This is a genomic window from Ancylobacter sp. WKF20 (assembly GCF_029760895.1).
Taxonomy (GTDB): domain Bacteria; phylum Pseudomonadota; class Alphaproteobacteria; order Rhizobiales; family Xanthobacteraceae; genus Ancylobacter.
In genome coordinates this window covers 3,637,323-3,660,311 of sequence record NZ_CP121679.1, presented here as the reverse complement: position 1 = coordinate 3,660,311, position 22,989 = coordinate 3,637,323, and the positions used below count along the sequence as shown (strand labels likewise).

Annotated in this window: 21 protein-coding genes; 6 read left to right on the top strand and 15 right to left on the bottom strand. The window is 69.2% G+C overall.

Annotated elements, in window-relative coordinates; genetic code table 11:
- Nucleotides 1–71: 71 nt before the first annotated feature.
- Complete coding sequence (locus AncyloWKF20_RS16870; RefSeq protein WP_279315137.1) at nt 72–1,070, bottom strand: adenosine kinase; 999 nt, start codon at nt 1,068–1,070, stop codon at nt 72–74.
- 173 nt (nt 1,071–1,243) lie between these two features.
- Here AncyloWKF20_RS16870 and AncyloWKF20_RS16865 point away from each other — a divergent pair, with 173 nt between their 5' ends.
- Together AncyloWKF20_RS16865 and trpS are read left to right on the top strand one after the other, a co-directional pair.
- A complete protein-coding gene (locus tag AncyloWKF20_RS16865) occupies nt 1,244–2,794 on the top strand; it encodes a lipid II flippase MurJ (RefSeq protein WP_279315136.1) in 1,551 nt (516 codons plus the stop codon).
- A 123-nt stretch (nt 2,795–2,917) separates the two neighbouring features.
- On the top strand, nt 2,918–3,949 hold the full coding sequence (gene trpS / locus AncyloWKF20_RS16860; protein WP_279315135.1) for a tryptophan--tRNA ligase: 1,032 nt from the start codon (nt 2,918–2,920) through the stop codon (nt 3,947–3,949).
- Nucleotides 3,950–4,023: 74 nt separating this feature from the next.
- On the opposite strand, the gene AncyloWKF20_RS16855 is transcribed toward trpS, so the two are convergent.
- Entirely contained in the window at nt 4,024–5,289 is a 1,266-nt protein-coding gene (locus AncyloWKF20_RS16855; protein WP_279315134.1) for an EAL domain-containing protein, read from the bottom strand.
- A gap of 323 nt (nt 5,290–5,612) precedes the next feature.
- On the opposite strand from AncyloWKF20_RS16855, the gene AncyloWKF20_RS16850 reads away from it, so the two are divergent.
- The 4 genes from AncyloWKF20_RS16850 (at nt 5,613) to AncyloWKF20_RS16835 (ending at nt 9,944) form a co-directional block, all read left to right on the top strand.
- On the top strand, nt 5,613–6,107 hold the full coding sequence (locus AncyloWKF20_RS16850) for a universal stress protein (RefSeq protein ID WP_279315133.1): 495 nt from the start codon (nt 5,613–5,615) through the stop codon (nt 6,105–6,107).
- 1,213 nt (nt 6,108–7,320) lie between these two features.
- Nucleotides 7,321–8,565, top strand: coding sequence for an MFS transporter (locus AncyloWKF20_RS16845; RefSeq protein ID WP_279315132.1), 1,245 nt, complete (start codon nt 7,321–7,323; stop codon nt 8,563–8,565).
- A gap of 204 nt (nt 8,566–8,769) precedes the next feature.
- On the top strand, nt 8,770–9,306 hold the full coding sequence (locus tag AncyloWKF20_RS16840; protein ID WP_279315131.1) for a hypothetical protein: 537 nt from the start codon (nt 8,770–8,772) through the stop codon (nt 9,304–9,306).
- A 212-nt stretch (nt 9,307–9,518) separates the two neighbouring features.
- The gene (locus AncyloWKF20_RS16835) at nt 9,519–9,944 is read left to right on the top strand and encodes a DoxX family protein (protein ID WP_279315130.1); all 426 of its coding nucleotides are present in this window, start codon (nt 9,519–9,521) and stop codon (nt 9,942–9,944) included.
- Nucleotides 9,945–10,009: 65 nt separating this feature from the next.
- Here the strand turns inward: AncyloWKF20_RS16835 and AncyloWKF20_RS16830 are convergent, their stop codons facing one another.
- The 13 genes from AncyloWKF20_RS16830 to AncyloWKF20_RS16770 form a co-directional block, all read right to left on the bottom strand.
- Nucleotides 10,010–11,845: a tetratricopeptide repeat protein gene (locus AncyloWKF20_RS16830; protein ID WP_279315129.1), complete on the bottom strand. Its 1,836-nt coding sequence runs from the start codon at nt 11,843–11,845 to the stop codon at nt 10,010–10,012.
- A gap of 147 nt (nt 11,846–11,992) precedes the next feature.
- A complete protein-coding gene (locus AncyloWKF20_RS16825) occupies nt 11,993–12,421 on the bottom strand; it encodes a phage holin family protein (protein WP_279315128.1) in 429 nt (142 codons plus the stop codon).
- Nucleotides 12,421–12,768, bottom strand: coding sequence for a hypothetical protein (locus AncyloWKF20_RS16820; protein WP_279315127.1), 348 nt, complete (start codon nt 12,766–12,768; stop codon nt 12,421–12,423). The genes AncyloWKF20_RS16825 and AncyloWKF20_RS16820 overlap by 1 nt, the downstream gene beginning before the upstream one ends.
- Nucleotides 12,769–12,847: 79 nt before the next feature.
- Nucleotides 12,848–13,549 carry a tRNA (guanine(46)-N(7))-methyltransferase TrmB gene (locus AncyloWKF20_RS16815; protein ID WP_279318009.1) on the bottom strand — a complete coding sequence of 234 codons (702 nt, stop codon included), beginning with the start codon at nt 13,547–13,549 and terminating at the stop codon, nt 12,848–12,850.
- A gap of 118 nt (nt 13,550–13,667) precedes the next feature.
- On the bottom strand, nt 13,668–14,861 hold the full coding sequence (gene metK, locus AncyloWKF20_RS16810) for a methionine adenosyltransferase (protein ID WP_279315126.1): 1,194 nt from the start codon (nt 14,859–14,861) through the stop codon (nt 13,668–13,670).
- A 125-nt stretch (nt 14,862–14,986) separates the two neighbouring features.
- The gene (locus AncyloWKF20_RS16805; protein WP_267584364.1) at nt 14,987–15,394 is read right to left on the bottom strand and encodes a helix-turn-helix domain-containing protein; all 408 of its coding nucleotides are present in this window, start codon (nt 15,392–15,394) and stop codon (nt 14,987–14,989) included.
- 108 nt (nt 15,395–15,502) lie between these two features.
- Entirely contained in the window at nt 15,503–17,113 is a 1,611-nt protein-coding gene (gene lnt, locus AncyloWKF20_RS16800; protein ID WP_279315125.1) for an apolipoprotein N-acyltransferase, read from the bottom strand.
- The gene (locus AncyloWKF20_RS16795; RefSeq protein WP_279315124.1) at nt 17,114–18,346 is read right to left on the bottom strand and encodes a hemolysin family protein; all 1,233 of its coding nucleotides are present in this window, start codon (nt 18,344–18,346) and stop codon (nt 17,114–17,116) included. It abuts the gene before it with no gap.
- 7 nt (nt 18,347–18,353) lie between these two features.
- Entirely contained in the window at nt 18,354–18,872 is a 519-nt protein-coding gene (gene ybeY / locus AncyloWKF20_RS16790) for an rRNA maturation RNase YbeY (RefSeq protein WP_279315123.1), read from the bottom strand.
- Nucleotides 18,869–19,927 (bottom strand): PhoH family protein, encoded by a 1,059-nt coding sequence (locus AncyloWKF20_RS16785; RefSeq protein ID WP_279318008.1) that lies wholly within the window; start codon nt 19,925–19,927, stop codon nt 18,869–18,871. Before AncyloWKF20_RS16785 ends, ybeY begins: the two co-directional genes overlap by 4 nt.
- A gap of 134 nt (nt 19,928–20,061) precedes the next feature.
- On the bottom strand, nt 20,062–21,486 hold the full coding sequence (gene miaB, locus AncyloWKF20_RS16780; RefSeq protein ID WP_279315122.1) for a tRNA (N6-isopentenyl adenosine(37)-C2)-methylthiotransferase MiaB: 1,425 nt from the start codon (nt 21,484–21,486) through the stop codon (nt 20,062–20,064).
- Between the two features lie 226 nt (nt 21,487–21,712).
- Nucleotides 21,713–22,495, bottom strand: a complete 783-nt coding sequence (locus AncyloWKF20_RS16775) for a lysophospholipid acyltransferase family protein (protein WP_279315121.1) — start codon at nt 22,493–22,495, stop codon at nt 21,713–21,715.
- A gap of 9 nt (nt 22,496–22,504) precedes the next feature.
- On the bottom strand, nt 22,505–22,933 hold the full coding sequence (locus AncyloWKF20_RS16770) for a Fur family transcriptional regulator (protein WP_279315120.1): 429 nt from the start codon (nt 22,931–22,933) through the stop codon (nt 22,505–22,507).
- Nucleotides 22,934–22,989: the final 56 nt, after the last annotated feature.

Genomic DNA, 22,989 nt, shown 5'->3' with positions numbered 1-22,989 from the left:
AACCCCTAGCATCCGCCCCAATCATGTCGCTCGTTCGACAGGCGCCGGCGACACGCCCGCCGGCCGCCCCCTCACACCCGCAGGCCGTGCTCCAGAGCGAGGTCGCGCAGGTTCTTCTCCGGGCGGGCGCCGATATGGCTGATGATCTCGGCGGCGGCGAGTGCGCCGAGCTTCAGCGATTCCTCGGGCGTGAAGCCACGGGCGAAGCCGTGCAGATAGCCGGCGGCGAAGAGATCGCCCGCGCCGGTCGTGTCCACCACCTGCGCCACCGGGAAGGCCGGCACGGTGACGAGATCATCGCCCGCCACCGAGAGCGCGCCCTTGGCGCTGCGCGTCACCACGGCGCGCTTGGCATCTTTGCGCAGGGCGGCGAGCGCGGCGTCGAAATCGGTCTCGTAGAGCGACATCAGCTCGGCTTCATTGGCGAACACCAGATCGACCGTGCCGGAGCGGATCAGCTCCAGGAACTCGGCCCGGTAGCGCCCGACGCAGAAGGCATCGGACAGCGTCAGCGCCACGGTGCGGCCGGCCTCATGGGCGATGCGCGCGGCGGTGAGGAAGGCTTCCTTCGCAGCCGGCGGATCCCACAGATAGCCTTCGAGATAGGTGACGGCGGCGCCCGCGACGGTCGGCGCGTCGACATCGCCCGGCGTCAGATCCTGCGCCGCGCCCAGAAACGTGTTCATGGTGCGCTCGCCATCGGGCGTCACCAGAATGAGGCAGCGCGCCGTGGTCGGGCCGCTGGTCGCGGCGGGCGTGGCATAGGCGACGCCGGCGGCGCGGATGTCATGGGCGAAGATGCCGCCCAGCTCGTCGTCGCGCACCTTGCCGATGAAGCCGGCGCGCCCGCCGAGCGAGGCGATGCCGACCATGGTGTTGGCGGCCGAGCCGCCGGAAATCTCCACGCCCGGCCCCATATCGCCATAGACCGCCTCGGCGCGCGGCTCGTCGATCAGCGTCATGCCGCCCTTGCGCATGCCGTGGCGGTCGAGGAAGGCCTCCTCGGAGCGGGCGATCACATCGACGATGGCATTGCCGAAACCGATGACGTCGAGCTGCTGGGTGGTCATGGACGCCCTTTTCCTGCGCAGGGGAAAACAAGCTCCCGCGGGAGCGGGTAAGCCGGGCTCTCGCGGTAGCAGAGCGGGCGCCCCGCCGCAACGTTGCTGCCGCAAGGTCGGGCGATGGGGCCGGGCCATTGCGGCGCTTTGCGCGCCACGGCGGGCCGTCTATTGCTAGCGCCATGGCCCTCCTGCGTCGCGCCTCCACCGTCGCCTCCCTCACCCTCGCCTCGCGGCTGCTGGGCTTTGCCCGCGACGCCGGGGTGGCGGCGCTGTTCGGCACCGGCGTGGTGGCGGATGCCTCGGTCGCCGGCCTGTCGCTGGCGCAGCTCGCCCGGCGCCTGCTCGGTGAGGGCGCGCTCAACGCCGCCGTGCTGCCGGCCCTGACCCCGGTGGATGGCGCGGAACGCCCCCGGCGGGCGGGTGCGGCGGTGCTGATCTTCGCAGGTGCTGGCCTCGCCCTCGCGAGCGTGCTGGCGGTGTTCATGCCGCAGGTGATCGCCGTGCTGGCGCCGGGCTTTCCCGATGACGGCGCGCGGGAGACCGGCGCGGTGCTCGCCGGCCGGCTCACCGTGCTCGGCGTGCCGCTGGCGCTCACCGCTGGCACTCTCGCCGCCCTCGCCAATGCCGGCGGGGCGCTGGCTCGCCCGGCCATGGCGCCGGCCGCCGGCAATGTCGCGGTGCTCGCCTTGCTCGGCCTGCTCTGGCTCTCCGGTGCCCATGCCATGGCGATGGAGACCGCGCTGGTCTGGCTCTCCGCCGGCGTTATGGCCGGGGCGGTGACACAGCTCGTGCTGATCTTCCTCGCCGTGCCGAGGGGCACGCTGGCGCTGCCCTCGCGCGCGGCGCTGGCGTCGGCGCTGCCCATGCTCGCCGCCGCAGGTCCCAGCCTGCTCGCCGCCGGCCTGCCGCAGCTGCGCTTCCTCATCGCGGCGGCGGCGGCTTCCGGCATTCCCGGCGGCATCGCCGCGCTGTTCTACGCCACGCGCCTCGTCGAGCTGCCGCTCGGGCTGATCGGCGCCAGCGCCGGGGCGGTGCTGCTGCCGGCACTCGCCGCGCGGGGCGGGGTCGGCGAGGAGATTGGCGACCAGACGGGGGCGCAGACCGGCGCCTTGGGCGTCGAGGCGGCGCTGGCGCTCTCGCTGCCGGCGGCGCTCGGCCTTGCCGTGCTCGCCCATCCCATCGTCATCGTGCTGTTCCAGCGCGGCGCCTTCGATCCCGCCGCCGCCGAATTGACCGCGCAGGCGCTGGCCCTGCTCGCCCTCACCCTGCCGCTTCAGGCGGCGGAGAAGGTGCTGGCCGCCATCGCCTTTGCTGCCGGCTTCGGGCGGGACGTGACCCGTGCCGCGCTGATCGGCCTGCCGGTCGGGGCGCTCACGGGCTTCCTCGCCGCCGGCCCGCTCGGCCTTGCCGGCCCGGCGCTCGGCGTGCTGGCAGCGAGCGCGGTGAGCCTCGGCGCGCTCGCCGGGTCGCTGATCCGGCGCGGCCTTCTGCGCCTGCCGGGGGCGAACCGGCGCCGGCTCATCGGGCTTCTCGCCGCCGGCCTCCTCATGGCGGGCGCGGTGTGGGCCGCCCGCCTGCCGCTGGAGGGAATGCTCGGGGGCGGGGGGCTTCATGCCGTGGCGGCGCTGGCCGCCCTCGTGCTCGCGGGGATGCTCGCCTATGGCGCGGGAGCGGTGCTGTTCGGTGGCCTGTCACCGGCGGCGCTCAAGGCCGGGCTGAGAACCCGTTAGGCGCCACGCTTCGCGTGCCCGGCAAGCGCTGGAGCGGGCACGCTTCGCTTGCCCGACTGGTGCCCGTATGCGATAGCGCCACGCGCGCGACGATCACGCGAGCGCACGACAGGACGGCCCGACATGGAATTCAAGCAGCGCGTCTTTTCCGGCGTCCAGCCCACCGGAAACCTGCATCTCGGCAATTATCTCGGCGCCATCAAGCGCTTCGTCGAGCTGCAGGACAGCTATGACTGCATCTATTGCGTCGTGGACATGCATGCCATCACCGTCTGGCAGGATCCGGCCGAGCTGAAGAAGCAGATCCGCGAGGTCACCGCCGCCTTCATCGCCGCCGGCATCGACCCCACGCGCCACATCGTCTTCAACCAGAGCCAGGTCTCGGCCCATGCCGAGCTCGCCTGGGTGTTCAACTGCGTCGCCCGCCTCGGCTGGCTCAACCGCATGACCCAGTTCAAGGACAAGGCCGGCAAGGACCGCGAGAACGCCTCGGTCGGGCTCTACGCCTACCCGAACCTGATGGCCGCCGACATCCTGATCTACCGCGCCACCCATGTGCCGGTCGGCGAGGACCAGAAGCAGCATCTGGAGCTGACGCGCGACATCGCGCAGAAATTCAACAACGACTTCGGCCCCTCCATCGCCGCCCATGGCCTTGGCGAGAGCTTCTTCCCGCTCACCGAGCCGCTGATCGGCGGGCCGGCGGCGCGCGTCATGAGCCTGCGCGACGGCGCCAAGAAGATGTCGAAGTCCGACCCCTCCGACCTCTCGCGCATCAACCTCACGGATGATGCCGACGCCGTCGCCTCGAAGATCCGCAAGGCCAAGACCGATCCCGAGCCGCTGCCCTCCGAGGCCGACGGACTCAAGGGCCGGCCGGAGGCGGAAAACCTCGTCGGCATCTATGCCGCGCTCGCCGGCTCGGAGAAGGCGGCGGTGCTCGCCGAATTCGGCGGCGGCCAGTTCTCCACCTTCAAGGCGGCGCTGGTCGATCTCGCGGTCGCCAAGCTCGGTCCGATCGGCGGCGAGATGAAGCGGCTGATGGACGATCCCGCCCATATCGACGCCATCCTGCGCGACGGCGCCGCCCGTGCCCGCGTCATCGCCGACGAGACCCTCGGCCAGGTGAAGGACATTGTCGGCTTCGTGCGCTGAGCGCACAGGGGGCGGCTTCGTGCGCTGAGCGCACGGGGGACGGCCTTCTGCGCTGAGCGCACGGGCCAGCCCCCTCACGCCGCGCTGGCGGCCGGGCGGCGGCGCAGCACCTCGTCGAGCCCGAGTGGCGGGTCGAGCAGATAGCCCTGCGCCTCGTCCACGCCGAGGCCCCGCAGCGTGTCGAGTTCGGCCGGCGTCTCCACGCCCTCGGCGGCGATGGCGCATCCGATGTCATGGGCGAAGGCGACCAGCCCGCGCGCCAGCGCCCGCCGGCGGGCATCGCCGTCAATGCCGCGCGTCAGGCTGATATCGAGCTTGATCATATCCGGCGCGAGATTGAGGATGTGCCGCATGCTGGCGAAGCCCGCCCCGGCATCGTCCACCGCGAGGCGGATTCCCCGGGCGCGCAACGGGCACAGCGCCGTCTCGAGCGCGGCATAATCGGCGATGGTGGCGTGTTCGGTGACCTCCAGCATCAGCCGCTCGCCCGGCACGCCCGCCAGCGCCGGCCCGAGACGCCCCGACAGGATGAGGCACGGCGACACGTTCAGCGCCAGGAAGAGCGCGCGCGGCAGCCGCTCCAGCGCCGGCAGCGCATGGGCGATGGCGGCCAGCTCCAGCTCGTGCCGCAATCCTACGGCCTCGGCGGTCTCGAACCAGCGGTCCGGCCCGCGCAGCGGCTCGCCATCGAAGCGGGCCAGCGCCTCCACCCCGGTCACGCCCGGACGGCCCCCACCGACGCGGTAGATCGGCTGGAACACCATGCGCGGCGCGCCGCCCTCCAGCGCCCGGCGGATCTCCTCATGCAGGCCACGGCTGCGCGCGCCGGCGGCCAGCGCCTCGTCGATGCGCGCGGCCAGCACGTCGGCGAAGGCGTGCATCAGCCGCATGTCCCTCGCGGTCAGATCGGGATTGGGCACATAGCTGAAGCAGCACAGCGTGCCATAGACGGCCCCGCTCTCCAGGCTGATCGGCACGCTCATATGGGCGCCGATCGGCACCGCCACGGTCGCGGGGATTTCCCGTGTCGCCGGCAGGACCGCGGTGTCGGGGATGCATTGCGGCAGCTCCCCGCTCACCACCTTCTGGCAATAGCCTTCCTGAAGCGACAGGCTCTGCCCGGCCGCGATGGGCGCGGCGCCGTCGGCATCGACATATTCGAACACCCGGTCGGTATCGCCAAAGCGGGCGATGAAGGCGACATCCATGCCGAGATGACGGCGCACGGCCCGCAGCACCCGGTCGAGGCCGGCGCGCAGCACTTCCTGCTCGATCATGGCGCCGAGCGGAGCGTCCTCGACGAGATGGGCGCCCGGCGCCGGCATGGCACGTCCGGTCATGGAGCCTCCGCCGGGGCCACGGCCAGCGCCTGGCGCCCGTACCAGAAGTTGTCCCTTCGGCCTGCAGCCGGTAAAGCCGCGCCCGATAACGAAGATCAAACCTCACCTTGCGTGAACGTACAAGTATGTCCGTAGTTCTACGCGGTTTTGCCTCTAGTCTTGGACGGTGCACAGGCTTGGACTGGTAAGATGGGACGCCGCACCTGCCGCCGGGCGCCACCTGTGGTAAGACCTCGGGCGGGACCGCAAACCCCGTCAGGTCGCCCCGCCCGTTCGCCCTGTCCCGCCGATCCGTGCCGCCCGCCCCTTCCGCAGGAGCCGCCATGCCCCGCACCCGCCAGAGTTTCGCGCCCGGCCACCGCCGCAAGTTCCTGGTCATGGTCGACGGCACGCCGGAATGCGACCGCGCCGTCACCTATGCCGCGCGCCGCGCCGCCCGCACGCAAGGCGGGCTGGTGCTGCTGGCGGTGCTGGAACTCACTGACGCGCCGGCGCAATGGCTCGGCGTCGCCAATCTGATGCGGGCGGAGGAGACCGACAAGGCGGAGATGCGCCTCGCCCATTACGTCGCCCGCGCCCGCTCCGTCGCCGGCGTCGAGGCCGAGACGGTGATCCGCGAGGGCAGCGTCGCCGAAGCGCTGCATGCGGTGGTCGAGGCCGATGAAGACATCGCCATCCTCGCTCTAGCGAGCGCCGCCGGCTCCGACGGCCCCGGCCCTCTCCTCACCGCCCTCGTCTCCGGCCACTGGGCGCTGCCCATCCCCATCACCATCGTGCCGGGCACCCTGACCGACGCCGACATCGAGGCGCTGGCCTAGGCGTGGGTGGGGCCCCGGCGCGGCCTGCGGCCGTCCGGGATGGCGGCGGCCTTCCCTTGCACCGTCATCCCCGGACTTGATCGGGGGATCCACGACGCTGTCGGCCCGACCTCGACCACCCTGCGCGTCGCCACCGGCGACGTTCCCCGGCCCAGCGACGGCGTATTTGTCTAGGACGGCCTACCCCTCCCTTACGCCGTCATCCCCGGGCTTGGCCCGGGGATCCACGACGTTGACCGGGTACGTGGCAGTAAGTCGTGGATGGCCGGGTCAAGCCCGGCCATGACGGCGAGCCAGCGAGTGTGTCGCGGCGCGTGGCTTGTCCGGGAAGCGTGCCGCTGGGATCGGCCGTGGAATGCAGTGGCGCGCGATCCCGGCTGGGCCTCGGCTGTCCGGGATGACGGTCACGGCGCCGGCCGGTCCCGTCGCCGACCCGACCTCGACCACCCTGCGCGTCGCCACCGGCGACGTTCCCCGGCCCAGCGACGGCGTAGCCGGAGCGCCGAGCCGGGGCCCAGCGCACGAGTCTTGGGCCGAATCGTTCTCGGTGGGTGCAGGGATCACGGCCAAAGACTTTCCCCTGGATCCCGGATCGGCGCCACGCTTGGCGTGGCTGGTCCGGGACACGGGAAGGAACCCGCCGCGTTCTGCGCGATCCCGGCTCGGCCTTTGGCCGTCCGGGATGACCCGAGACGCAATAGCGCCGTCATGGCCGGGCTTGACCCGGCCATCCACGTCTTGTCAGGCGCCCACCCGGTCGACGTGGTGGATCCCCGGGCCAAGCCCCGGGATGACGTGGTTCTGGCGGTGGCCCGTCAGCCTCGCGCGGGACGCGATCCCGGCGCGGCCTTTGGCCGTCCGGGATGACGTCACGTCGACAATGCCATGCCGTTCCGGATGACGTGGATGGCCGGACGGGCATCGCGTCCGGGATGACATCGCCCCCCGCCGTCGGCCCCCTTCCATCATCATTGCTGATCACCGTCCGCAAAACTATTTGTTTCCCTCGCGGCACGGGCGGGCCTATTCCACAGCATGGCGCGGTGTGAGCCGGGCCGCCTTGAGGGTGTTCAGACCGGGCGGCGCGGTGCCCGCGATGGTGCGCCAACAAGGTGCGCCCATCCGTCCGCGATCATCGTGCCTCGTCACAGCCCGTTTGCCCGCCTCACGTGCCCTCCGCCCGTCCCGCCCCTTCCCCGGTGAGTGTCGCCCGATGAGCCAGCCCCCCGCGTCTGCCCCCGCGCCGACCGCCTCGCTTGCCGCCCGCGCGCCGCTGCTGGTGGTGCTGTGCGGCTGCATGATCGCCATGCTGACCTTCGGGCCGCGCGCCTCCTCCGGCATCTTCCTGCTGCCGATGACCGGGGAATATGGCTGGGGGCGCGACACGTTCGGCCTCGCCATCGCCATCCAGAACCTGCTCTGGGGCGTCGGCACGCCCTTTGCCGGCGCGGTGGCCGACCGGTTCGGCGTGGTGCGCGTGCTGTGGGCCGGCGCCGCGCTCTATGCGCTCGGGCTGATCGCCATGGCCTATGCGGCGACGCCGGGCGCGCTGCACCTCTCCGCCGGCATGATGATCGGCTTCGGCCTCTCCGGCTGCTCCTTCAACATCGTGCTCGCCGCCTTCGGCAAAGTGCTGCCGGAGAAGTGGCGGCCCATGGCGTTCGGCGCGGGCACGGCGGCGGGCTCCTTCGGCCAGTTCCTGTTTCCGCCGCTCGCCGCCGGGCTGAATGCGAGCATCGGCTGGCACGAGACGCTGATCGTCTTCGGCGTCACCATGCTGCTGGTCATGCCCTTCGCCACGGCGCTGGCGACGCCGAGCGCCGCCCCCCGCGCCGGCGAGGCGCGCCCGCAATCCATTGGCGCGGCGCTGGGCGAGGCGTTCCGCCACCCGAGCTACATCTTCCTGGTGCTGGGCTTCTTCACCTGCGGCTTCCAGCTCGCCTTCGTGACCACCCATCTGCCGGCCTATCTCGCTGATCGTGGCCTCTCGCTCGCCATTGGCGGCTGGACGCTGGCGGTGATCGGCCTCGCCAATATGGTGGGCTCGCTCTCCTCCGGCTGGCTGTCGAGCCGGATGTCGCGGCGCTATCTGCTGGCGGCGATCTATTTCGCCCGCGGCGTCGCCATCGCTGTCTTCGTGCTGCTGCCGGCGAGCCCCGTCACCTCCATCGGCTTCGGCATCGTGCTCGGCCTGCTCTGGCTTTCCACCGTGCCGCCGACCTCGGGGCTGGTGATGCTGATGTTCGGCACGCGCTACCTCGCCATGCTCTATGGCTTCGCCTTCTTCAGCCACCAGGTTGGCGGCTTCCTTGGCGTGTGGCTGGGCGGCCTGCTCTATGAGAAGCTCGGCTCCTATGACGGCGTCTGGTGGCTCTCGGTAGCGCTGAGCTTCGCCTCCGCCATCATCAACCTGCCCATCGTCGAGCGCCCGGTCGCCCGCGAGACGCAACCGGCCTGAGGCGGGCGACGCATCGGCGCCGGCATTTGCAGGACATTAACCGTCTTGCGTCATTCTGCGGTGCGGTGGTGCCGACGGCGTTGCGCGGTGGCCACAGGTGCCTGCCGCATGGCCCCGATCCGGGCCGCGCAGGGGTGCCGCGCCTTGACAAGACAGGGCTTTCGCGGCGCATCGTAAGCCTGTCAACGACCCGTGGAACCCTTCATGCGCGCTTCCTCCGCCCTTCTGGCCGCCGCGTCGCTCCTCACGCCCGCTCTGGCGCCGCTCGCGCCCGCGCAGGCCGGCGAGACGCTGACGGCGGTCGCGGCCCAGCGCTTCGTGGTGGGGCGCACCTTCTCCTATAGCTGCTTCGAAGGCACGGCCGGCGCCGGGCGCATCCTGCCCGACGGCTCGGTCGAGGGCACGGTGCAAATCCGCGGCAAGGGCAATGTCCGCTATGTCACGCTGCCGGCCGGCACCGTGATGGTGAAGGGCGAGAAGGTCTGCGCCAAGATGAAGGGCCTCGCCTTCCAGCCCTGCTTCGAGCTGGAGAAGACCAGCGAGCAGAGCTTCCGGGGCAACCTCGCCGGGGCTGAGCGCATGTGGTGCGAGTTCAAGCGCGGCGGCAGCGGGCGCACGCGCCTCGCCGAGCGCAGCGCGCCGAAGGTGAGCGAGCCCGCCCCGGTCGCCGGCCGCGCCCCGACCGTCGAGGTCACCGTCGCCAGCGAGCCGCTGCCGGCGCTCCCCGACGACCGCCACTGAGCGGGCGGGCGCCGGGCTGCGCGCCCGAGCGTCTCTCTCCCTGTTGTCCCGTGACCCGCGATAGGCCGACCCCCTCATTGCAACCGCGCAATGACGGAACGGTAATTGCGGCTATCGCCTTGCGCGGCACTGTCAGCTAGCACTTTGGACACACCGGCCTGACCGGCCTGATCGTCCACCTCACTGCACTGACCAGCCACGGGATTCTGACCATGATCGACACCCGCTCCGCGCCCTATGGCGTGTTCCTGCTCCGCGTCGCGCTCGGCGCCATGTGGGTCTCCCATGCCCTTCTGAAATATGCGGTTTTCACCATTCCGGGCTTCGCCGGCTATCTCGGCAGCCTCGGCCTGCCGGCCGGCCTCGCCTGGCCGGTGTTCCTCGCCGAGCTGATCGGCGGTTTGCTCATCATTTCAGGGGTTTACGCCCGCCACGTCGCCCTGCTGCTGATCCCGGTCATGGCCGGCGCGATGAGCGTGCACATCCCCAATGGCTGGCTGTTCTCCTCCACCGGCGGCGGCTGGGAATATCCCGGCTTCCTGATCGTAACCTCTTTTGCGCTCTGGCTTATTGGCGACGGCGCCTTCGCCCTGCGCTCGCGCCCGCTGCTCTTCGTCGGCCGCCCCGCCACCGCCTGACGCTCCCAAAAGAAAAGGGCGGGTCGCCTTCCGGCGCCCGCCCTTTTTTCATTGAGATCAAGCGCTTAGCCGCCGCCGTCGGGCTTCGCCTCGGCCGGTGCCGGCGCGGCGGCCGGGGCCGGCGTCGCAGCTTCGGCCTTCTGCGTCGGCTCGGCCGGCGCCTCGGTCTTCTGCACGTCCGGCTTCTGATCCTTCAGCTTTTCCGCCTCATCGAGCCCGACCGCTAGCTTTCGGTCGATCTGCACAAGCTCTTCCGCGTCCGGCTTCAGGTCTTTGGCGTGGCTCCACTTGAAGCGCGCCTCAAGTTTACGGCCAACCTTCCAGTAAGCGTCGCCAAGGTGGTCGTTGATCACCGTTTCATTCGGCTTCAACTCAACGGCGCGCTCAAGTTCACGCACCGCATCGTCATAACGGCCGAGGCGGTAATAGGCCCAGCCGAGACTGTCGATGAAGAAGCCGTCATCCGGCCGCAGCTCGACCGCCTTGCGGATCATGTCGAGCCCGGCCTCCAGGTTGATGCCCTGGTCGACCCAGCTATAGCCCAGATAGTTCAGCACATGCGGCTGGTCGGGCTTCAGCTCCAGCGCCTTTTTCAGGTCTGCTTCCGACTTGTCCCACTGCTTGGTGCGCTCATAACAGGTGCCCCGGAAGTAATAGAGCATCCAATTATTGCCGGTGGGCGCCTGAAGCTGGGCAATGGCCTGCGAGTAGACCTCGGCGGCCTCGGCATATTTCTCGTTGGAACGCAGAACGTCGCCGAGCGCCATCATGGCGCGCAGGTCTTTCGGATTGGCCGCGACGACGCCGGTCAGGATCTTGCGGGCCTCGTCGAAATTGCCGGTCTGCTCGAGATTGAGCCCGAGCTGCACCTCGGCATTGACCTTGAAGGGCGAGTCCTTGTCGACCTCCCGATAGAGCGCGATGGCCTCGTCATAGCGCTTCAGGCTCTCGAAAAGATCGGCGAGGGTGATCTCGATCAGCGGGTGCGAGGGATCAAGCCAGTGGCCAAGCTGCAGGTAGATGAGCGCGAGATCCTCGCCGCCCTGCCGCCCCAGCGCCGCGCCCAGCCCGTACAGCACCTCGGCCGCACCGCCATTCGCGGTGGTGATGAGCGGGGCGAGCGTCTTGCCGGCGTTCAGATCGGCCAGTTCCTGCGCGACCAGCGGATCATTCGGCACCAGCTTGTCGAACGCCTCATAAGTGTCGATGGCGAGCTTTTTGTTGCCCGAGCGCGACGCCCAGCGGCCATAGGCATCGACCACGCGCAACGTGCGCGGATCGAGCTTCAGCGCCGCTTCAAGCCGGGGGCCGGCCTCGCGCTTGGCGCCGGCCGCGTCGAGCAGCAGACCGGCGTGGAAATCCTTGAAGCCGGCATACCATTCCGGCCCCTTCAGCTCGTCGATCGCGGTGACGCCGGCGCGCGGATTACCCGAGCCATATTGCGTCCAGGCCCCGAGGAGCGTGGCGTTCAGCTCGGCGATGGCACCCTGGCCGCCGGCCCGGCGCAGATTGCTGCGGGCGGTGACGAACTGCTTGGACTTGATGGCGCGCACGCCAAGCACCAGCCGCGCCAGCGAGTGGTCGGGATCAATGCGCACGATGCGCTGGGCGTAATCCACCGCCTCGTCGATATTGCCCTGCGACAACACCGCGAGGAAGGCGCGCTCAAGAATTTCGCCGCTGCGCGGGAAGGTGCGGGCCAGAGCGCGGTAATAGGCGGCGGCCGCCGGCGTGTCGCGCTCGGCGGTGGCAAGGCGGGCGGCGAGATAATTGCCGGCGGGTGCGGAATGGGCAATGAAGGCGTCCGGAGGCGCCTCCGCCAGAACCGGTGTCGCGCCAAGCGCGGCAAGGGTCGCGAGAAGGGCCGCACCGGGCCGCAGCGACAAACGGCGGAACGTCAAGTTGGAAGCCTCCTGCGGCGCGCAAACAGAACGGGCGAGGGTGACTCGCGCCGCTCACGAAGTGCCGGCAGATTGGTCCTTTTTGACGTCCCCTGCAACAATCCAGGACCGTCTCAGCGGGTCACTTGCCGACTCCGCGCGACGGTTTCAGATGCGTCGGCCAAGAATAAGGCCGAGGAGTGCTGCTCCCGCGGCAACCGCGATCACAGTTGTGGAACCGACGGGGCGCGTCGGCACAGCGGCGGGATCGACCACGGCGACCGGGCGCGAAACCGGCGCCCGCGCGGCAAGGCCGGCCACATTCCCATAGCTTACCGTGCGACGCGGCGAGCGCAGGCGCACATAGGCGATGAAGAAGAAGATCAGCGCCAGGATGAGGCAAATCCCGCCGATGATGAACCCGGCGACGATCGGATCGTAGCGGACCGCCAGAAGGATGTAGAAAGCGGTCAGGAAGGCGATGGCCGCCCCGCTCAGCATGAGCGCGCCGAGCGCAAAGAGCAGGCCGGTAATGGCCGCCCGCCGCGCCGTATGACGCAGTTCGACGCCGACCATGCCAAGCAGGAAGCGGAGCATCAGCGACCCCGGGTCAGCAGGCCGAGCAGGAATCCGACGCCGAGCGCGGCGGCAACGGCGCCGAGCGGGTTGCGCTCGATGGCGGAGGTGACATCGCCGCCCAGCTGACTGGCGCGCTCGCGGGCCTCGTCATAGGCCGCGCGGCCTTCGTCGAGCAGTTCGGCGGCGGTCGCCTCGGCCTTCGCCTTGCCCTCGCGCACGCGGCTCGTCACCGCATCGGCGGCAGCGCCGCTCTGGCTGCGGGCGAGCGTGGTGAGAGTATCGGCCAGCTTCGCCACGTCGGCGCGCAGAACGGCCAGATCATTGGTGAGCTTGGAGAAATCTTCCTGCGCGTTCGGTTCGGCCATGATGGTCTCCTTCGCCACGTCCCCGGGGAATGCGCCTGACAACGCCGACCCGCCGGTGAGGTTCCACCTTACGCGGTAATCAGATGCGCAGGAACTCGTAATAGCCCGGTGTCCGTCCTTCGCGCTTCGCCTTGGCCTCATAGCGCGTGCCGGGCCAGCCGGCCCAGGGCTGGCGCCAGTCGTCGGCGCGCTCGGCGGTCCAGGCAAAGCGCGGGTCGCCGGCAAGGCGCGACAGCGTCCAGGCGGCGTAATGCTCGATGTCGGTCGCGAAGCGGAAGCGCCCGCCGAGGGCGAGCAGACGGGCGAAGCGCGCGATGTTGTCGGCCCGCACGAAGCGGCGCTTCCAATGGCGGCGCTTCGGCCAGGGGTCCGGATAAAGCAGGTCGATCTGGTCGAGCGAGCCGGCGGGCAGGCGGTCGAGCAGAGGAACCACGTCGTCGCCGTGCAGGCGCAGATTGTCGAGCCCGGTCTCGGCCACCGCCGCCGTCACCTTGGCGATGCCGTTGAGAAACGCCTCGGCGCCGATATAGCCGATGTCGGGATTGGCGCGCGCCCGCGCCAGCAGATGCTCGCCGCCGCCGAAGCCGATCTCCAGCCGCACCGCGCGCACCGGAACGCGGAACAGGCTCGCCAGCGGGCGCCCGTCCAGATCCTCCGGCGCGATGGCGAGCGAGGGCAGTTCCTGCGCCAGATGCGCCGCCTGCTGCGCCCGCAGCGGCTTGCCCTTGCGCCGGCCATAAAAGGCGAGCTCGCGCGGCGGCGATGCGCCGTCGTCGCTCAGGTCGCCACGCGGGGCGGGCTCATCGGTCGGGATCATCGGCAACACATGGCGTTCAAACGAAAGGGGCGGACGTTGCCGCCCGCCCCCTTATCGTCCCGAGGGGACGCGTGCAACCGGCTCAGGCGAGAGCCGACTTCAGCGCGGCAACGAGATCGGTGCTTTCCCAGGAGAAGCCGCCATCGGCGTCCGGCGCCCGGCCGAAATGGCCATAGGCGGCGGTGCGCGCATAGATCGGCTTGTTGAGGCCGAGATGCTCGCGGATGCCGCGGGGACGCAGATTGACCACCTCGCGCAGCACCTCCTCCAGCTTGTCCTCGGCGACGTTGCCGGTGCCGTGAAGGTCGACATAGATCGCCAGCGGATCAGAAACGCCGATGGCATAGGCGAGCTGGATGGTCGCGCGGTCGGCGAGGCCGGCCGCGACCACGTTCTTGGCGAGGTAGCGCGCGGCATAGGCGGCCGAGCGGTCGACCTTGGTCGGATCCTTGCCCGAGAAAGCGCCGCCGCCATGCGGGGCCGCGCCACCATAGGTATCGACGATGATCTTGCGGCCGGTGAGGCCGCAATCGCCGTCCGGGCCGCCGATGACGAACTTGCCGGTCGGGTTCACGTGCCAGACGGTGTCGATATCGACCCAACCATCCGGCAACGCCGTGAGGATGTAGGGCTCGACCAGCGCGCGCACGTCCTGCGAGGTCATGCTCTCGTCCAGATGCTGGGTCGAGAGCACGATCTGCGTCACGCCGACCGGCTTGCCGTTCTCATAGCGCACGGTGACCTGGCTCTTCGCATCCGGGCCGAGCTGCTTGGCGGCCCCGGAGTGGCGCGCATCGGCCAGCACCTTGAGGATCTTGTGGGCGTAGAAGATGGGGGCCGGCATCAGCTCGGGGGTCTCGTTGACCGCATAACCGAACATGATGCCCTGATCGCCCGCGCCCTCATCCTTGTTGCCGGCGATGTCGACGCCCTGCGCGATGTCGGCAGACTGGGCGTGCAGGAGAATCTCGATCTTGGCGTTTTCCCAGTGGAACCCGTCCTGCTCGTAACCGATCTCTTTGATCGCCTTGCGGGCGAGGCTGTCGATGAGCTCGGGCGTCACGGAGGAGGGGCCACGGGTTTCGCCGGCGATGACGACGCGGTTGGTGGTGGCGAGCGTTTCAGCGGCCACGCGCACCTGCGTCGGATCGAAGCCATTATCGACGGCGGCGCGGAAATAGGCGTCCACGATCTCGTCCGAGATCCGGTCGCACACCTTGTCGGGATGCCCTTCGGAGACCGATTCACTCGTGAAAAGATAGGCTTGGCGGGACACGCGTCGCTCCTCAATCAGACCGGCGCGCTCGCATCCGGCCCCAACTTATTCGCAAGAGGCCACGCGGCGGTCAAGATTTAAGGTCGAAAATCGTTCGGAAGAACGAACGCGATGCAAGCCTCACCTCAGGTTGCGCTCTCGCCAGCCAGTGCTTCCACAAGATCGACAATGCGGCGACGCACCTTGGCGTCGGTGATTTTGAGGAAGGCGCGGGTCAGCGAAATGCCTTCGGCAGTCGCGAGGAAGTCGGAAACATAGGCCGGGGAGGCGTCGTCGGCGAAGCCCTGCGCGGCCGGCTGGGCGCTCGGCGCGCCATCGAAGAAAAACGAGATCGGTACGCCCAGAACCGAGGAAATATGCTGAAGCCGGCTGGCTCCGATGCGGTTTGTGCCCTTCTCGTATTTCTGAATCTGCTGGAAGGTGATACCGAGATTCTCGCCCAATTTCTCCTGGCTCATGCCGACCATCATGCGGCGCATCCGAACACGGCTGCCCACATGCTTATCGATGGGGTTCGGAGATTTCTTGGTCATGAGCGTCCTCGACGACAAGCAAAAAAGCACCTCTCCCGGGGGCGGAACCGGGGGAAGCGAACCTTGGCAAGGCCAGTCTAGGCAAAGCTCGCCACACCGTCGATCAATCTAAGCGTGTATAGTGCGCTGCCGCATACCAAGTGCTAGCAGAGCAGCACATATCAGGACACCGAACGGTATCAAATTGCCGTATCGGGCATAAATCGTCGCAGGTATTGGGGTCGGCAGCGTGCCATCAAGCACCCCGCGCACACCCAGAGGTAGCAATCCGGTCGTGCGGCCGAGCGGGTCGACGATGGCAGAAATGCCGTTATTGGTGGCACGCACAAGCGGCAGGCCCTGCTCGATCGCCCGCAGGCGGGCCTGCTCGAAGTGCTGATAGGGCCCCGGCGTAAGGCCAAACCAGGCATCATTCGACACGTTGAGCAGGAAGCCGGGGCGAACGGCTGGCGCGCCCTCCGCCGCGGGAGGCAGCAGGTCGTCCGGGAAAATCGCCTCGTAGCAGATGAGCGGCACGGCGGGCGGCAGGCCGGGAATGGTGAAGAGATGGCGGGCCTCGCCGGCGGTGAAGCCGCCGCGCAGGCGAGTCAACTGCTCCAGGCCGAAGCTCTCCAGCGTTTCCTGAAACGGCAGATATTCGCCGAACGGAACGAGGTGGACCTTATCGGCGTCGCCCGCGAAGCCCCCGTCGCTGTCGATGATCCGCAGGCTGTTGAAGGCTTCCGGCCGTCCGCTTGGCAGCATCGCGCCGAGCCGCACCGCGCCGGTGATGAGCACCGCGCCGGGCGGCAGGAGCGCGGCGATGCGCTCGCGCGCCTCGCTGTCGCGCTCCAGGAAAAAGGGGAAAGCCGATTCCGGCCAGAACAGGTGCGTGACGCCCGCCAGCCCGCCCTGGCTCTCGCTGGTCGCGATGTAGCGATCCATCACGCTGCGCCGCGCGTCGTAGCGGAACTTCTGATCCTGCGGCAGGTCCGGCTGCATGATGCGCAGCCGCGCGCCCGGCACCGTGCCGATCTCCGTCGTGGCCAGACGCCATTGCCCGGCGCCCCAGAGAAGGGCGAGGAGCAGCACGGCGAGGCCGAGCGGCGCCCGGCGCGCGACGTTTGAGCCGTCCCGGTCGAACAGCAGCGCGGGGGTGGCGAGGGTCGCCAGCGTCAGAAAGCACAGGCCGGGCAGGCCGATGACGGCGCTCGCCTGCGCAAAGCGCAGATCATCGGCCAGCGCGTAGCCGAAATTGTTCCACGGAAAGCCGGTCAGCACATGGCCGCGCAGCCATTCGGTCAGGGTGAGGGCGATCGCCAGCACCAGAACGCGCTCGGCGCCCCGGCTCCAGAGGAGGCTGGCGAGGCCGCAGCCGAGACCGATGAACAGAGCGAGATAGGCCGGCAACCCGACCACGGCGAAGGGCATGAGCCAGACGAACATGTCCGCCTGGACCAGAAAGGCCATGCCGATCCACCACAGGCCGGCGATGAAGTAGCCGAGCCCGAACAGCCAGCCGGCGATGAAGCCCGCGCGGAAGCGGCGTCCGCGACTCTCCAGCCGGGCGGCGTCATCGACCAGCCAGACGAGGACGGGGAGCGTCGCCGCCAGCACCGGCCACAGCCCGAAAGGCGGCATGGCCAGCGCCGAGAAGGCCCCGGCGAACAACGCGGCAAGTGCGCGGAGGCGGGCGGGCGCGGCCCGCAGCCGCTCCGGCATCAGCATGGCGGGAGACACTTAGGCGGCCGCATCCGGATCCTGGCGGTTCGCACCGCCCCGCGCAGCGCCCTGCTCGGCCGGCGGCGGCAGGCTCCCGAGCGACGCGCGCTCATCCCGCTCGGCGCGGGCAGCGGCGTTCCGGTTGGTGCCCGTGCCGCTGGGGCTGAGCCGCAAGCGCTTCACGCGGCGGGGATCGGCATCGAGCACCTCGATCTCGAAGCCGCCGGGGCCCGGCACGATCTCGCCGCGCACCGGCACCCGGCCGGCGAGCGTGACCAGCAGGCCGCCGAGCGTATCGACTTCCTCGGCCTCCTCGCCGAGCGCGAAGGCGGGATCGACCAGTTCGGCCACTTCCTCGAGGCCAGCGCGCGCATCGGCTATGAAGCTACCATCGGCCTGTCGGGCGATCAGCGGGCCGTCATCGTCGTCATGCTCGTCCTCGATGTCACCGACGATGACCTCGACCAGATCCTCCATCGAGACGATGCCGTCGGTACCACCATACTCATCAATGACCAGAGCGAGGTGGATGCGGCTCGCCTGCATGCTGGCCAGCAGCTCGATCGAGGGCATGGACGGCGGCACGAAGAGCAGGCGGCGGATCAGCTTGGCGGCGCTGAGCGAGGTGGTGAGGTCGATGGCCTTGAGATTGAAGCTCGGCACGGTCTTGGAGGTGGGCGCGGCAGGCTCACGCTCGCCCCCCAGCGCCTTGGCGGCGCCTTCCCGGCGCGGCGTCATCGCCCGCTGGGTGAGGTGGGCCACGAGATCGCGGATATGGACCATGCCGACCGGGTCATCCAGCGTGTCGTCATAGACGACGAGGCGCGAATGGCCGGCATTGGCGAAGACGGTGAGCAGTTCGCCGAGCGAAATATCCTTCTGCACCGCGACGATGTCGGCGCGCGGCACCATCAGATCGCCGATGCGCAGTTCCCGCAGGCCCAGCACGCTCTTGAGCATGGAGCGTTCGGTCGGGGTGAGGTCGGCCGCCGTGTCGATATTGGCCGAGAGCGCCTCGGCGAGATCGGTGCGCAGGGAACCGGAAAAGCGCCGGCCGCCGATGAGCTGGCGCAGCCGGTCGAACAGGCCACCGCGGCTGTCGGCCGGGCGAAGATCGCCCGATCCGGTCGCGGGGGCGCCCCTACTCTGGGAGACCCCGGTACTGGAACCGGTGCTGGAGCCGGTACTTGGGCCGCTGGAGGAGCCTTCGCTGCCCGTGCTGGAGGCGGCGCTCGAAACTGGATCGGACATTGGTCTTTCAGTTCAGCTGTTGAACGGGGTCGGTATCGGCATAAGGGTCGGGCACGCCGAGGCCGGCAAGCACGTCGCGCTCCATGGCCTCCATCTCCTCGGCATCCTCGGCGACCTCATGGTCGAAGCCGAGAAGATGCAGCGTACCATGGACCGCCAGATGCTGGAGGTGGTCGGCGAAGGCTTTGCCTTCCTCCTCCGCCTCGCGCGCCAGGGTCTCATAGGCGATGGCGATGTCGCCGAGATGGGGATCACCACCCGCCCGCGCCATCTCAGGCGTGGGGAAGGAGAGCACATTGGTCGGGTAATCCTTGCCCCGCCAGTCGCGGTTCAGGGCGCGGATCGCCGCATCATCGGTGAGCTTCACCGCGATCTCGGCGCCGTCAATGTCGAGCTCGAAGGCGTCGAGCGCGCCCGCGCAGGCGGCGCGGACGGCGTTGAGAACGAGGTCAGCCGCCTGGGGGTGAGCCTCCCAGGCGGGTGCTTCCACGAGGACATCAACCTCGATGGTGAGGGCCTGCGTCATTGCGACGGCGTCTCGACGGCGGCGCGCGGCGCGTCCGGCACCGTCTCGGCCGGCGCGTCGGTGCGGGCGAGCGCGGCCGCCTGCGCCTCGGCCCGGGCACGGGCGCCGGCGAGCTTGCCGTCATAGGCGGCGACGATGCGCCCGACCAGCTCATGGCGCACCACGTCCGCCGCCTCGAAATGGCAGACCTCGACGCCCTCGACATTCTTCAGCAGCGCCACCGCCTCGCCGAGGCCGGAGGTCTGGCCGGGCGGCAGGTCGATCTGGCTGGGATCGCCGGTGACGATCATGTGCGAGTTCTCGCCCAGGCGGGTGAGGAACATCTTCATCTGCATCGAGGTGGTGTTCTGCGCCTCGTCGAGGATGACGCAGGCATTGGCCAGCGTGCGCCCGCGCATGAAGGCCAGCGGGGCGATCTCGATCTCGCCGGAGGTCAGCGCCCGCTCGACATAGGCGCGGTCCATCAGGTCATGCAGCGCGTCATAGATCGGGCGAAGGTAGGGATCTACCTTCTCCTTCATGTCGCCGGGCAGGAAGCCGAGCCGCTCGCCCGCCTCCACCGCCGGGCGGGAGAGGATCAGCTTGTCGACGACCCGCCGTTCCAGCAGATGGACGGCATAGGCGACCGCCAGCCAGGTCTTGCCGGTGCCGGCCGGGCCGACGCCGAACACCAGCGTGTGGCGCTTGAGGGCGCGAATATAGGCGTCCTGCGCGGCGGTGCGGGCGCGCACCGGGCGGCGGCGGAGCTGGATCTCGTCGAAGCTCTGGCGCTTGGTGGCGGGGTCGAATTCGAACAGGATGCCCTGGCTCGCGGCTTCCCGCAGCACGCCCTCGACATCGCCGGGGGCGATCTCGCCGCCCTTCTTCAGGCGGGCATAGAGCGTTTCCAGCACATGACGCGCCTGGTCGCAGGCATCGCGCGGGCCTTCCAGCGTGACATGGTTGCCGCGCTGCTCGGCGACGATTTCCAGCCGCCGCTCGATGAGGGCAAGGTTCTGGCCGTAATGGCCGAACAGCAGGCTGGCGAGGCGGTTGTCGTCGAACGCCAGCACGATCTGTCCGGTGGCGTCGTCCTGGGTCTCTGTCCAGCGGGCCTCGGGACGGCTCGGTTTCGGCGTCGTCGTTGCGCCCGCGCTGCTGCGGGGGGCTACCAAGGCACGGTCAGGATAAGAACCAGGTCGACGCACGCTCACGCCTCCACCTTCTCGCTCTGCCTTCGGAACTGGGATTCCACACCGCTGCCGGCCGTGAAGAATTCACCGCCGACGATGTCGCCTGAAAGACTCTTGGTGCTGACCTCGCGCACCACCACGCTCGCCAGCGTTCCGATCGCCTCCACGGGCGCCTCGACCACCACGGACTGCAGATAGGGCGAGCGGCCGATGAGTTGACCGGGGAAGCGGCCGGGTTTTTCCAGCAGGATGTCGAAGCACCGACCACGGCACGCCGCGTCAAAGGCTGCCTTCTGACGGTCGAGAAGCGCCTGCAGGGCGTAGATACGGTTTGATTTTACCTCTTCGGGCAGTTGCTCGCCGAGCCCCGCTGCCGGCGTGCCGGGCCGCGAGGAATATTTGAACGAGAAGGCGCTGGCGAAGCCGACCTTCTCCACCAGGTCCATGGTGTCAGCGAAATCCTCGTCCGTCTCGCCGGGGAAGCCGACGATGAAATCCGAGGAAAAGGCGATGTCCGGGCGGGCGGCCCGCACCTTGGCGACGATCTCGAAGAACAGCTCGCGATCATGCTTGCGGTTCATCGCCGCGAGGATGCGGTTGGAACCGGACTGCACCGGCAGGTGCAGATAGGGCATCAGCGCCGGCATTTCGCGATGGGCGGCGATCAGCTCGTCATCCATGTCGCGCGGGTGGCTGGTGGTGTAGCGCACGCGGGCAATGCCGGGCACCTCGGCCACCTTGCGCACCAGTTCGGCAAGCCCCACCGGGCGGCCGGCGGCGTCGGGGCCGTGATAGGCGTTGACGTTCTGACCGATCAGGGTGATCTCGCGCACCCCGCCATCAGCGAGGCGGATCACCTCATCGAGGATCTTGGAGAGCGGACGGGAGACCTCGGCGCCGCGCGTATAGGGCACGACGCAGAAGGTGCAGAACTTGTCGCAGCCTTCCTGCACGGTGACGAACGCCGTGGGGCCGCGCTTGGCGATGGCGGCGCGGCTCGGCGGCGCCAGGAAATCGAACTTGTCCTCGACCGGGAACTCGGTCTCGACAATGCCGGCGCGCCGGTTGCCGCCGCGCGCCTCGGCCTGCGCGATCAGTTCCGGCAGCTTGTGGTAGCTCTGCGGCCCGACCACCAGATCGACCGCGCGGGCGCGCTTGACGATTTCGGCGCCCTCGGCCTGCGCGACGCAGCCGGTGACGGCGATCATCGCGCGGTGGCCGGATTCCTCCTGGCCCTTCCGCAGCCGGCCGAGCTCGGAATAGACCTTTTCAGCCGCCTTTTCACGGATATGGCAGGTGTTGAGGATGACGAGATCGGCGTCATCGGGCGTGTCGGTCTCGACATAGCCCTCCTTCGCCAGCGTGTCCGTCATGCGCTGGGCGTCATAGACGTTCATCTGGCAGCCGAAGGAGCGGACGTAAAGTTTGCGCGGCTCACTCATGCGGTTCGTTCGACCTGCCACGCGGCGCCAGGGCGCCGGCGGTCATTTCCGTTGAAGCTGCGGGCACGCGCCAATCGCGCCCCTGAAAGGGCGCTCTCGCACATCGCCGCTCGCACCGAGGTCGAGATCGTCCACGTCTCCACAAAGAACGCCCTGCGTCCTGTGTAACGGGATTCCCGCCAAAAGGGAATGCGCGCGGCAGGCCGGTCAACGCTTTGGCGCGCCATCAGCGCGGGCGGCCCGTGAGCGCGCCCGCCAGCATCCGCCGGACGCTCGCCTCGGCCTCGGTACTGGCGCTCTTGCGGTTCGTGCCATCGAGGGGCGGGCCGAAATGCAGCTCGACATCGATGGCGCCCTGCCGCAGCAGCGCCATCAGATGCGGCACGAGCTCCATATCCCCATACCAGGCCACCAGCGGGCGGCGGGCCCGCCCCAGCGGGATGCCCTGCTGCCCGACATAGGCGATGGCGAGCGGCTGGATCGTGGCCGCCGGTGCGTCCCGGCCCTCGCCCTCCGCCATGGCGTGGCGGGCGGCGCCAATCAGCGCCGAGCGGAACGGGAGTATTTTATTACCGTCATTCGACGTGCCCTCGGCGAACAGCACGACGGGATCGCCATCCTTCATCCGCGCCGCCATCTCGCCGGCGACCTTGGCCGTGGCGGTGCGCGAGCTGCGGTCGACAAAGACCGTGCGCTGCAGCTTCGCCAACAGCCCGATGCCCGGCCAGCGCGCCACCTCGCTCTTGGCGACGAAGCACAGCGGCAGCTGCGCGCCGAGCACGGGGATATCCAGCCAGGAGACGTGGTTGGACACGATCAGCAGCGGCCGGGTGGCGGCCGGCGCGCCATGGAGGGTGACCCGCACACCGATCAGTGCGAGCAGAATCCGGTGATAGATCAAGGGGATGACGCGGCGCGTCGGCAGGTTGAGGGCGATCGACAGCCATTGCAGCGGCAGGCCGATCAGGGTCACGAGCGCCACCGGCACCAGCACCAGCCAGGCGCGCATGAAGGTCGCTCAGCTTTTCTTGGTGTCGAGCGGCACGCCATAGAGCTCCAGCCGGTGGCCGACCAGCCGGTAGCCGAGCTTGCGGGCGATCTCTTCCTGCAGAAGCTCGATTTCCTCCGAGCGGAACTCCACCACATGGCCGGAGCGCAGGTCGATCAGATGGTCATGGTGCTCGTCCGGCACCGGCTCGTAGCGCGAGCGGCCGTCGCGGAAATCATGGCGCTCGATGATGCCGGAATCCTCGAACAGCTTCACCGTGCGGTAGACGGTGGAGATGGAGATGCGGTCATCCACCGCCGCCGCCCGCCGGTGCAGTTCCTCGACATCGGGGTGGTCCTGCGCGTCGGCGATGATGCGGGCGATGACGCGCCTCTGGTCCGTCATGCGCAAACCCCGCGTCACGCAGGCTTCCTCAATGGCGGTCAGCTTCTCGTTCATCTACGCCTGCACTCCGTCTGTGCTGCGTTATCGCGCAGGAGGGGCGGGAAGGGCAA